Annotated in this window: 16 protein-coding genes; all 16 read left to right on the top strand. The window is 55.7% G+C overall.

Annotated features, from left to right (window positions below; all coding sequences use genetic code 11):
* The first annotated feature begins 48 nt into the window (after window positions 1-48).
* The 16 genes from G6032_RS15420 (at window position 49) to G6032_RS15345 (ending at window position 9,813) form a co-directional block, all read left to right on the top strand.
* Window positions 49-327 (top strand): type II toxin-antitoxin system RelE/ParE family toxin, encoded by a 279-nt coding sequence (locus tag G6032_RS15420; RefSeq protein ID WP_165282851.1) that lies wholly within the window; start codon window positions 49-51, stop codon window positions 325-327.
* 9 nt (window positions 328-336) lie between these two features.
* Entirely contained in the window at window positions 337-621 is a 285-nt protein-coding gene (locus G6032_RS15415; protein ID WP_165282852.1) for a HigA family addiction module antitoxin, read from the top strand.
* A gap of 141 nt (window positions 622-762) precedes the next feature.
* The gene (locus G6032_RS15410; RefSeq protein ID WP_165283051.1) at window positions 763-2,286 is read left to right on the top strand and encodes an ATP-binding protein; all 1,524 of its coding nucleotides are present in this window, start codon (window positions 763-765) and stop codon (window positions 2,284-2,286) included.
* 120 nt (window positions 2,287-2,406) lie between these two features.
* Complete coding sequence (locus G6032_RS15405; protein ID WP_206212022.1) at window positions 2,407-2,781, top strand: hypothetical protein; 375 nt, start codon at window positions 2,407-2,409, stop codon at window positions 2,779-2,781.
* A 666-nt stretch (window positions 2,782-3,447) separates the two neighbouring features.
* The gene (locus G6032_RS15400; protein ID WP_165283049.1) at window positions 3,448-3,729 is read left to right on the top strand and encodes a type II toxin-antitoxin system RelE/ParE family toxin; all 282 of its coding nucleotides are present in this window, start codon (window positions 3,448-3,450) and stop codon (window positions 3,727-3,729) included.
* 11 nt (window positions 3,730-3,740) lie between these two features.
* Complete coding sequence (locus tag G6032_RS15395; protein ID WP_165283048.1) at window positions 3,741-4,040, top strand: HigA family addiction module antitoxin; 300 nt, start codon at window positions 3,741-3,743, stop codon at window positions 4,038-4,040.
* Between the two features lie 131 nt (window positions 4,041-4,171).
* Window positions 4,172-4,486, top strand: coding sequence for a transcriptional regulator (locus G6032_RS15390; RefSeq protein ID WP_165283047.1), 315 nt, complete (start codon window positions 4,172-4,174; stop codon window positions 4,484-4,486).
* On the top strand, window positions 4,479-4,793 hold the full coding sequence (locus G6032_RS15385) for a helix-turn-helix domain-containing protein (RefSeq protein ID WP_165283046.1): 315 nt from the start codon (window positions 4,479-4,481) through the stop codon (window positions 4,791-4,793). Before G6032_RS15390 ends, G6032_RS15385 begins: the two co-directional genes overlap by 8 nt.
* Before the next feature lie 220 nt (window positions 4,794-5,013).
* Entirely contained in the window at window positions 5,014-5,478 is a 465-nt protein-coding gene (locus G6032_RS15380; RefSeq protein WP_165283045.1) for a hypothetical protein, read from the top strand.
* Window positions 5,479-6,718: 1,240 nt separating this feature from the next.
* On the top strand, window positions 6,719-7,183 hold the full coding sequence (locus G6032_RS15375; protein ID WP_206212021.1) for a GNAT family N-acetyltransferase: 465 nt from the start codon (window positions 6,719-6,721) through the stop codon (window positions 7,181-7,183).
* Window positions 7,184-7,274: 91 nt separating this feature from the next.
* The gene (locus G6032_RS15370) at window positions 7,275-7,784 is read left to right on the top strand and encodes a GNAT family N-acetyltransferase (RefSeq protein ID WP_206212020.1); all 510 of its coding nucleotides are present in this window, start codon (window positions 7,275-7,277) and stop codon (window positions 7,782-7,784) included.
* A gap of 371 nt (window positions 7,785-8,155) precedes the next feature.
* Window positions 8,156-8,443: a BrnT family toxin gene (locus G6032_RS15365; protein WP_165283044.1), complete on the top strand. Its 288-nt coding sequence runs from the start codon at window positions 8,156-8,158 to the stop codon at window positions 8,441-8,443.
* The gene (locus G6032_RS15360; RefSeq protein WP_165283043.1) at window positions 8,415-8,696 is read left to right on the top strand and encodes a hypothetical protein; all 282 of its coding nucleotides are present in this window, start codon (window positions 8,415-8,417) and stop codon (window positions 8,694-8,696) included. The genes G6032_RS15365 and G6032_RS15360 overlap by 29 nt, the downstream gene beginning before the upstream one ends.
* Window positions 8,697-8,748: 52 nt before the next feature.
* Entirely contained in the window at window positions 8,749-9,129 is a 381-nt protein-coding gene (locus G6032_RS15355; RefSeq protein ID WP_165283042.1) for an addiction module protein, read from the top strand.
* 121 nt (window positions 9,130-9,250) lie between these two features.
* Window positions 9,251-9,508, top strand: coding sequence for a type II toxin-antitoxin system Phd/YefM family antitoxin (locus G6032_RS15350; protein WP_165283041.1), 258 nt, complete (start codon window positions 9,251-9,253; stop codon window positions 9,506-9,508).
* On the top strand, window positions 9,496-9,813 hold the full coding sequence (locus tag G6032_RS15345; RefSeq protein WP_165283065.1) for a type II toxin-antitoxin system RelE/ParE family toxin: 318 nt from the start codon (window positions 9,496-9,498) through the stop codon (window positions 9,811-9,813). Before G6032_RS15350 ends, G6032_RS15345 begins: the two co-directional genes overlap by 13 nt.
* Window positions 9,814-10,026: the final 213 nt, after the last annotated feature.

Genomic DNA, 10,026 nt, shown 5'->3' with positions numbered 1-10,026 from the left:
GCGTTAGGCATCTTGTCTGGCGTAACGTTATAGGTTACGCTTTAATGCATGATACTGAGATTCCGTCACAAAGGATTGGCGAAATTCTTTGCCACGGGTTCTCGGTCTGGAATTCGACCGGCGCATGCAGTCCGCTTGAAGCTGATACTGGCTACTCTCAATGCGGCTACCGGCCCCGGCGACATGGCGCTGCCTGGTTTGAAACTGCATCCGCTGAAAGGAGAACTGAAAGGTCGCTGGGCTGTGGAAGTCAGTGGCAATTGGCGGGTGACCTTTGCCTTCGTAGGTACGGATGCCGATGAAGTGGATTACGAGGATTACCATTAGGATCGACCTATGAAGATGCACAATCCCCCTCATCCTGGCGAGATCATTCGGTCGCTCTGTCTTGAGCCATTGGAACTGACCGTCACGGACGCTGCGGCCGCTCTTGGCGTGAGCCGTAAGACCTTGTCGGCGATCTTGAACGGCCGTGCAGGACTCAGCCCGGAGATGGCGGTGCGTTTGTCGATGGCCTTTGGCACAAGCGCAGAGAGCTGGTTGAATCTGCAGACGCAGTACGATTTGTGGCACGCCGAGAAGCGCCGAAAGGGTCTCAAAGTTGCGCGCCTCGCTGCCTGAGATACCTAACTACAGGATGAACCTGACGATGCCGGCTGTCACGGCCCGTGCATACGCACGGTCCGCGCCAGCCTCCATCGCAGGTTATCCAGGGCGTTAGATGCGCTTCAAGCGTGAGGTTTCTGCGGCCAGGAGGTGTCAATGAAAATTCAAACGATTGGAATCAGAGGCTTCCGCGGTTACTCAAGCCGTATCGAACTGAAGATGTGCGATCTCCTTGTTCTGGTCGGAAAGAACGACATTGGCAAATCCACTGTACTCGAAGCGTTGGACATATTTTTCAATGACGGCAGGGGTAGCGTAAAGCTCGATAAGGAAGATATAAACAAGGCGAATCTCGCTGCGGGTAATGACTGCATCGAAATTTCTGTCGAATTTGAAGAACTTCCGGCGTCGATAGTCATTGATGCAACAAACGAAACCACGCTTGCCGCTGAGCATCTGCTCACTGAGGCTGGCACGCTCAAAGTCATAAAGCGCTACCCGAATGCTGGGAAGGAGAGGGTGTACATTTCCGCACACCACCCTACCGCGCCGGGGTGCGCCGAACTGCTTCTCAAGAAGAACTCTGATCTAAAGAAGCTTCTCGATGATCAAGGGCTCGAATGCCAGGACAGAACCAAAAACGCGGAGTTGCGGAAAGCCATTTGGAACGGTCAAGGGGATTTGGAGCTTCGGGAGATTGAAATCGAAGTTGCGAAGATAGACGCAAAAAATATCTGGGAACAGCTGAAGTCTTACATGCCTCTGTACTCTCTCTTTCAAGCTGACCGGAAGAACAGTGACGGGGACAGCGAGATACAGGATCCAATGCGCTTGGCCGTCAAGGAAATACTTGGAGATCCAGCAATTCAAGTAGAGCTAAACAAGGTGGCCAACACTGTCAAGACGCGCCTAGATGAAGTTGCGGCTCAGACTCTGACAAAGCTGAATGAACTGAATCCCGATATTGCATCGTCATTGAACCCACAGATTCCGGATCCAGCCTCCTTGAAGTGGATTGACGTGTTCAAGAATGTTGCCATTGCTGGCGATGACGAAATCCCGATCAACAAGCGTGGTAGCGGCGTAAAGCGGTTAATTCTCATCAGCTTTTTCCGGGCAGAGGCTGAGCGGCGGCAGCGTGAGGCCGGCCTTCCAAGCGTTGTTTATGCAATTGAAGAGCCGGAAACCTCCCAGCACCCAGAACACCAGCGCGCTCTGGTATCGGCGTTGGTCGCACTTTCCGAGGCGCCAGGGACGCAAATCATTCTCACGTCCCACAGCCCCGAAATTGTCAAAAAGCTTAAATTTGAAAATCTGCTTTTGATCGCCGGTCAACATCCCGAAGAAATCCGTAATGTTCAAGAGAGCGAACTTCCATATCCCAGTCTGAACGAGGTCAATTTTTCCGCCTTCGATGAATCTTCATTCGAGTACCACAATGAACTGTACGGCTTCATAGAGGCAGAGGGAAAACTCGCGGCATTCAAGGCAGGACAGGCCACGATGCCCTATAAGAAGCTAAACAGAGACGGGTCCACGACGCAGCAGCACATCGTCCTGACGGAATACATACGGCATCAAATTCACCACCCTGAGAATCAAGCCAACAGGCGATTCAACCATCATGAATTGCGGCAATCTATTGAGGCAATGCGGGCCTTCATACAGGCAACTCCTTAGCACGTGCAAGGCGCATCTAACAATCGGTTGCAGCGGACGCGGCCCGCAGCTGAACCGAGGCGTTAGACCGCAACGAGGGACCTACCAGTGTTCTTTTCCTTGCTCTTGGTGACTTTCTTATTGGCGACGGCGGTCTCCTTCGGGGTCGTTAGACTTTTCGACAAGCCGATTGCAGCGATCCTGCTCCGACTCATCCAAGACGAGATCAGCGAAGCTTGGCGTCGCTACATAAAGTTTGCCGCTTTCGTCGTCGGAATTTCCGGCGGCGTGCGAATTCACCAACTCGAGCGCTACATCAGCGTGCCCCACAAAGATGCCCAATTGCTTGTGCTTAACGCCGAGCGTTGGACGCTGGAGTTGTACCGGACTGTCATTGAGACCCTCCAAAGCATCGCATGGATGTATCTGATCTTTTTTATCTTTGCTTTGATCGCTTACGTGATTGTAAGAGGTTTCGAGATGCGACCGAGCGGAACAACTCCAGGTGAGCGGTAGCGCTCTAACTCGTCGCTTCAGGCCGACGCGGCTGCGCCGCGCCGCTGAGCTTGGTCGTTAGGCCTCACATGAATTCCCCAAGTGATCACACGGCGCCACGTAATCGCTCGCGTATTCGCGCTTTACTTAGCCGTCACCCTAGAATGAGTATCTTCCTATTCATGCTGTTCGCGTCGACCGTCGTCGCTTGGCCGATTTACACAGACTCGGGTTCACTCGTTGCAGCCGTAGCAGCCATCCTGTCCCTTTTAGCATTGCTCTACGCCCTCGAGCGCTCGCTGGCATCCTCCTGGCCATACCACTACGCGTGGGCCGCCGTTTGCTCAGTTCTTGCGATCGTCCTGCCAGTCGCAGGCTCCCTTTACTACGACCGCCCGATAGGAGATGTGGTAGTCAACACCCTCCTCGTTGGCGGGCCTTTGATAGGCGCTGTGCTCTACGGAGTGCTGCGTGAGTAATCAAGCGTCGCTCACATCCCATGGCCAAGCCCGCCAATTCCGCGCGACTGCCGTTCTAGGTGGCACGAGGCCTAACTCATCGCTCCACCTGACGTCCGTGAGCCGGCTGCGCCGCCTCCCGGACGCAGGTGATCTCAGACGTTAGAACTCCCAAACTCAAACTACTACCGTTTGACGGTACTAACGCCCCGCGCTAGTATTTGCCCTCGTGATCAAGTCCTTCAAGTGTCGGGAAACAGAGCGAGTCTTTGGCGGCCGGTTCTCTCGACGGCTGCCTAGAGATGTTCAACGCTTGGCTGCCAGGAAGCTCGAAATCCTCGCCGCGGCCGGCAACCTGGATACGCTACGGGTTCCGCCATCGAACCGGCTTGAGAAACTAAAAGGCGATAGATCTGGACAACACAGCATTCGAATCAACGATCAGTGGCGGATCTGCTTCGTCTGGAAGGGCGGTGATGCATTGGAGGTTGAGATCGTTGATTACCACTGATGAGGTGAATTATGGCTAAGCGAGACTTCGCGCCAGTAACGCCGGGAGAAATCCTGCTTGAAGAGTTTCTTCAGCCTATGGGGATTTCCCAGTATCGCCTGGCGAAGGAAATCAGCGTGCCGCAGCGGCGAATTGGTGAGATCGTACACGGCAAGCGGTCAATCACTGCGGACACCGCACTGCGACTTGGCAGGTACTTTGGCATGGAAGCGCAGTTCTGGCTGAACCTGCAGACGCGTTACGACCTGTGTCGCGCAGAGGAGGAACTTGACGAGCGGCTTGACAAGGAGGTCACGCCGCATGCCGCGTAACTGGTCCGTTCTAACTCGAGCTTGCAGCCGACACCCGCAAACGGGCGCGGCTGAATCTAAACGTTCGGTCGCTGTCTGAGCGCCTACGCGCCAGTTGCCTAGAATACGCCACTGGCGTATAGTCTTGACCGATGGCCACGTTCATCGAATCGTCCATATTTACCCGGGTCTGTTCCGCATATCTGGACGACGACGAGCAGGCGGAGCTTCAGCAGTTTCTGTTGCTGAAGCCCGAAGCAGGCCAGCTGGTTCCTGGGTCCGGCGGAGTGCGGAAGCTTCGATGGGCGCGTCCTGGTATGGGTAAACGCGGTGGACTGAGGGTGATCTATTACGTGCAATACGAGCCTATGGAATTCTGGATGTTGACCATTTACTCAAAGGGCAGCGAGTCCAACATTCCTGGTCACGTACTGCGCAAACTGGTAGAGGCTTTCCGAGATGGCTAAGAAACTGACTGGAGCGGCGTTGGCCAAGTTTGAGGCCGAACGCGACGTGTGGCAGGAGGTCCTCGATGGAATCCGCGAAATTAAGGCAGGGGGAGGTAAACGGACCAGTGTTGAGCCGGCTTCACGCATAGTTAAAGCACGGCTGAATAGTGGTTTGTCTCAGGCGGAGTTTGCGACGGTGTTAGGGGTGTCAAAGCGGACGCTCGAGCAATGGGAGCAAGGCCGTCGCAAGCCGTCGGGCGCTGCTCAGACACTGCTGAAGATTGCCGAGCGCCATCCCGAAGTCCTGCGTGAAGTTGCTGCGTGAACGTCACCGCATCGCGACCGAACAATGCGTTTAACACGGACGCCGGCTTCGCCGGCGCCGGTTAACGCGGTCGTTGGCTGGTATGAGGCTTTTTCGCGTAATCCTTCTCTTCGCCATTTCGGTTGCGTCGGCGGGCGCATCTGAACCTACCGAGTCTGTCGCTGAGGGGTCGCCGACGGCTCAACTCCTGTTCGATGTGTTCGTTGAGCTACGAACGACGATGGAAGCCGATCCGGCGGGTGTCGCGCGATTCCTTTCTCGACACTGGCTCGAAGACACAATTTCATCTGCGTTTCGGGCCGCGCAGGGACCGAAGGCCGACGACTTGGACTGGGTGTTCGACTCGCTCCAGTCCAGTCTTTCGATTGGAGCATCGATTGAGCGTGTTTATGGCTATCGGCTTGTAGAGCCTGGGACAACGTCCGTCGAACTTGAAATGAATGTCGCCTCCTGCCGTGGCCCTTTCATCTATACACTGACGTTTCAGGAAGAAGACGAAAAATGGCGTGTAATAGCCTCGGCGTCGGACGGCACTGACAACGCGAAATCCTGGTATGAACCGACATTACAGCCGGTATGGCGATTTGGACGCATAGAAGCCCGTGATCGGTCCCGGTACTTTAATGAAAGCCCGTTGGGCGAAGCATTTAATCTTGACGTGAAATACAAGCCATGCCCGGAATGACAGCCAACTATGCGATGCAGCGCACCGAGCCCGGTGTCACGCTGCTTGCAGTCGCAACCGGCGCGCCACCGGGCTCGGCCGCTGATCGCGGGCGTTAGGCGGCGAAATGTTTGGCTTTCTGCTTCTTGCGGCTGTCCTTAGTGGGCTAGCTTATCTGGCTGCCTATAAGCTGAGACGTACGCGACGCATTTTAATCGCAGCAGGCACTTTCGCTTTGCTTGGGATACTGCCTAAAGCTTTTGTCATACTTAACGATGACCTGCTCGCTTGTTGGGCTTATTACGACCAATGTGCTGCTCAGCGCATTTCAGGCCTTTCTGAGCAGGACTGCTTGAAGAGAGATGATGCTGTCGCGTTCCTGCACGAAGGTGGGGTTTGTCTTGTTGAAACAAGCGAATGATCCCGCGGCACGCGCCGTCGTCGTTAGTCGTACGCCGCCGCCTAACAGTTCATTAAAGCCGAACCCGCTTCGCGGGTCGGCTTAACTCAGGCGTTAGGCTGCAAAACCATGCATCCGCATCCCTCGAAGCAAGGTTCCTCCGTGTTGATTCGCGCTCTACCTGCAATCGAGCGCGCTCTCGTGGCGGTCGGCACAGGTGTGGTCGCGCTACTTCTACTTGTCAACATCGTCGGCGTTCTAGCGTGTACGCCAATGTCGGAAGTTAATGCAGCGCACGTGGAAGCTCTCGGTCGTTGGCTGCTGCCAGTCTATTCTGGCGCCATTGCCTTCGTCGCTGCTGGCATCCCACTAGGTGTCATCTGTGGGCTTCTTTGCGGCAAACGTCCACCGTACTATTCGTTGGCTGCGGCCGCAGTCATCACGTTGCCATTTATAGTTTCGTACCCAAGTGACCCGTCCGTCTATTTCCCAGGGCTTGTCGTTAGTATCGGCCACTACCTGGGTTGCATCGTCGGTGTCAGCGCGCAGAATAGGTTCCTTCCGGCGCACATTTTCCGATGGTCAGGCGCTAGACCAAGTCCACCACGAAGCATATTGTCAATGGATGTAGTTCTTCTGGTCGTCTTTGTCTTTCTCGCTACTTCCGTGCATGCCCTGGTCAGTGGCAGCGGGAGTTCATCAAACGTTGTCCTTGCTTCCCTGTTCACGGTGGGGCTGCTTCTGGCTCGGTATCGCTTACGCGTAGCCACCGATGCAAGTGCAACCTAACAACAGCATGCACCGGACGGCACTGCGTGCCGCCGTTGATGCTGGGCGTTAGGCGGCACAGGAGACTGCATCGTGGGTATCGACGTCCGCCAAGATGACCTCTCCTCTTCGGAGGTTCACTCGCTCATCAGCGAGCATCTCTCTGGCATGCACAGCAACTCCCCGCCGGGCCACGTGAATGCGCTCGTCATCAAGAACCTTCAAGCGCCGAGCGTTACCTTCTGGACGGCATGGGTAGACGGAATCTTGAGCGGGTGCGGAGCACTGAAGGAACTAGACCCGCTGACTGGCGAAGTCAAATCAATGCGCACACGCCCGCCCTTTATGCGTAGCGGTGTCGGGCAAGCCATCCTCGATGAGATCGTTCGTACGGCGCATCAGCGCGGATATTCACGTCTACTTCTCGAAACGGGCACTGGCCCGGCCTTCGAGCCCGCGCATCGGCTCTATCGGCGCAATGGCTTCGAGTGGAGCGGGGTGTTCGGCGAATACACGGCCACAGACTTCAATGTGTTCATGGCCAAGGTTATCGCCTAGACATGGTGCAGCGTATCCACGGGTTCCAGCCGATGGCCTAGCCAAGCGAGGCCGCGGCTGAATCTGGGCGTTAGTCGGACGGGACATCCGAGTGGACATCGAAATTCGTCAAGCCAACCTGGTTGACATCACTGGTCTAATGGCACTAGTGAGGGCGTGCATCTTGAAGATGCAATCACACGGCATCGACCAGTGGGACGACATATACCCGGACCGTGGGGCCATCCAGCGCGACATCGACGATGGGACTGTGTTCATCGCTAGGATTGCTGGCGTGATTGCAGGGATGGCAACGTTGAACGAACACCAGAGTCCGGAGTACGCCGATGTCTCTTGGCAGTTCCCTGGCCGGCCGGCTGTAATTCATCGTCTGATGGTGGCGCCGGAGGCCGAAGGGAAGGGTGTCGCGCGTGCCTTGATGCGCTTTCTAGAAACACGTGGCGAAAGCATAGGTTGCAATTGCATTCGTCTAGACGTTTTCGTAAAGAATCCCAGGGCCGTGCGGTTCTACGAGCTCTCCTCGTACCAGCGTGCGGGGCACGTGAGGTTTAGAAAGGGAAATTTCTATTGTTATGAGAAGATTCTCGGATTCGCCGGCTAACTGGCGCATACAGGGGACGCCGCTTCGGGGCGCCCCTGATCCTCAACGTTAAATCTCATGGCAGCCATCCTACTGGGATCGACCAGAGAGAAGCTTCGAGCGTTTCTCGTCACCTGGGTTGTTATCTGGGTTTCGTGGCCACTGGCGATGCTCGAAGCCATCCTGGTCCCTGACTTCAGTGTATTGAAGCGCCACGTCCTCAAGCGCAAGAAAGCCAGCCAAACAATTGAGGTCTAGTAGCTAACTCCAACCCGGAGGATTGCTTCGAGCGTCCTGTCTCGGCCCCGCGGTCCTCGGAGGGGTGGAAAAAATCGCTACACAAGCCATATATTCGTATGGCCGTTACACCATATTGGTGCTAGTCTTGCGAAATGGTGGCGTGTTTCGAGTGGGACTCCGGTAAGGATGCGGAGAACCAGCAGAAGCATGGTGTCGGCTTCAGCCTCGCACAAGAGGCGTTCCTGGATCCGAAGCGTGTGATCGCCAGGGACCTCGCGCACAGCGAATCGGAGGAACGATTCTATTGTTTCGGATCCGTGGGCGGAGCGGTTCTTACTGTGCGGTTCGCCTATAGGAATAACGCGATTCGAATTATCGGCGCTGGATACTGGCGCAAGGGCAAACGAATCTATGAGCGAGAAAATCAAATACACCAATGAGCCGATTCAGGCTGAGGTGGTAAAGGACTTCCTGCCGTCACCTGACGAGCTTGCTGCGGGCGAGGAAGGCGTGAAGATCACGATTTCCCTGAGCCGTCGAAGCGTCGACTTTTTTAAGGCAGCTGCCGAACGGAACCACACCTCGTATCAGAGGATGATCCGTCGCCTGCTCGATGCTTACGCGGACCAGTATCGGGACGAGCTAACTGAGCGTTCCAGCGGACGCTCGAAGACTCGCGTCGCTGAACGCTGACGTTCGGTCGTCATCGCTGGTAGATTCCGACTACAGCCATGGAGCATCGACGATGAGCACTTCCGCAAAAACCGTTATGGATCAAGCTGTGAAGCTACCTGTGAACGACCGTGCGGCGTTGGTCGATACGCTGATACTCAGTCTCGACAACCCGAGTCCTGCGCTGGATGCTGAATTGCTCAAGGAAGCCGAGGGTCGCCTTTTGGCGTACCAATCGGGAGAACTCGCCGCGGTGGACAAGGACATACGACCGACCCAAAAAAGAAACTTGATCATCGGCATTATGGCTGGCGGGATAGCCGCTCCGGGAGCGATGATGATAGGCAATTATCTTTCTAGCGGGAATCCACTATTTCTCCTTTATGGTTCCGCGATACTTCTGAGCTGCGCCGCCATACTGATTATTAGCGAAGCTAAAAAAGTAAATTCGTAGCCATGCCGTCAAATTCGCTTCCTGCGGTCGCCGGAGGCTCACAAGCTCGGGCCGTTTATGGTGGGCGGTAGATTTCCCAGTCGGACTTGCGCACGCATGAGTGCCACTTTAGTAACACTCCATGCGTACTGAACTAGTCACTAATCTGAAACGCCAGGCGACCGAGATTCTTGCTGAACTTGAGCGAGACAAGGCGCCGATCTTGATTACGCAGCATGGGATGCCCAGCGCCTATCTGGTTGACGTGGAAAGCTTTGAACTCCTGCAACGACGGATGGCGTTGCTCGAAGGGATTGCCCGAGGGGAAATGGCGGTGGCCGAGGGCAGAGTCGTAAGCCATGCCGATGCAAAGGCCCGAATGGGGCGATCGCTGAAGTAATCTGGACCGAGCCGGCGCTTAACGACCTGGATGCCATCGCCGACTACATTGCTATCGAAGATCCTGAGGCGGCGGCAAGACTGGTGGAGCGGGTTTTCCGACACGGGGAGCAGCTCGAGTCGAATCCGAGGAGCGGTAGCCGGCCGTCGGAACTGAGCGGCTCGCGGTACCGGCAGATTGTTGAGCCGCCGTGCCGGGTTTTCTATCGATACGATGGCAAGAACGTCCCGATACTTCACCTCATGAGATCGGAGCGGTTGCTCATGCCCGGCCGCTTGAGGCAACGTCATCGCAAGAGAGTCTAGCTCGACGCTGCAGCCGACGAGCTGGTCAGTAACGCGATACGCTTCCCGGTGCGCCGTCCGTTTCTGTAAACCGTAGGCGACCAACCCATTTCCCACGCCTGGAAGACAGGTTAATTGTCCCCGATAAATCCGTTCGTGGCAGATAAGTTAACGGTCACTCGGAATCCCCCCGAATATCAGGGTAATCTATGAAACCTTGGCGGTCCGCCTGTG

It is taken from the genome of Wenzhouxiangella sp. XN24 (genome assembly GCF_011064545.1).
Classification (GTDB): Bacteria; Pseudomonadota; Gammaproteobacteria; order Steroidobacterales; family XN24; genus XN24.
Note: the sequence above shows the minus strand (reverse complement) of the source record. Positions and strands in the feature narration are given on the sequence as shown.

Bases quoted from the DNA above. Each gene is read 5' to 3' on its own strand.
- G6032_RS15380 (WP_165283045.1), top strand. From the start codon at position 5,014: ATGGAAGCCGATCCGGCGGGTGTCGCGCGATTCCTTTCTCGACACTGG.
- G6032_RS15410 (WP_165283051.1), top strand. From the start codon at position 763: ATGAAAATTCAAACGATTGGAATCAGAGGCTTCCGCGGTTACTCAAGC.
- G6032_RS15420 (WP_165282851.1), top strand. From the start codon at position 49: ATGATACTGAGATTCCGTCACAAAGGATTGGCGAAATTCTTTGCCACG.
- G6032_RS15415 (WP_165282852.1), top strand. From the start codon at position 337: ATGAAGATGCACAATCCCCCTCATCCTGGCGAGATCATTCGGTCGCTC.
- G6032_RS15360 (WP_165283043.1), top strand. From the start codon at position 8,415: ATGAGCGAGAAAATCAAATACACCAATGAGCCGATTCAGGCTGAGGTG.
- G6032_RS15365 (WP_165283044.1), top strand. From the start codon at position 8,156: ATGGTGGCGTGTTTCGAGTGGGACTCCGGTAAGGATGCGGAGAACCAG.
- G6032_RS15350 (WP_165283041.1), top strand. From the start codon at position 9,251: ATGCGTACTGAACTAGTCACTAATCTGAAACGCCAGGCGACCGAGATT.
- G6032_RS15395 (WP_165283048.1), top strand. From the start codon at position 3,741: ATGGCTAAGCGAGACTTCGCGCCAGTAACGCCGGGAGAAATCCTGCTT.
- G6032_RS15385 (WP_165283046.1), top strand. From the start codon at position 4,479: ATGGCTAAGAAACTGACTGGAGCGGCGTTGGCCAAGTTTGAGGCCGAA.
- G6032_RS15355 (WP_165283042.1), top strand. From the start codon at position 8,749: ATGAGCACTTCCGCAAAAACCGTTATGGATCAAGCTGTGAAGCTACCT.
- G6032_RS15390 (WP_165283047.1), top strand. From the start codon at position 4,172: ATGGCCACGTTCATCGAATCGTCCATATTTACCCGGGTCTGTTCCGCA.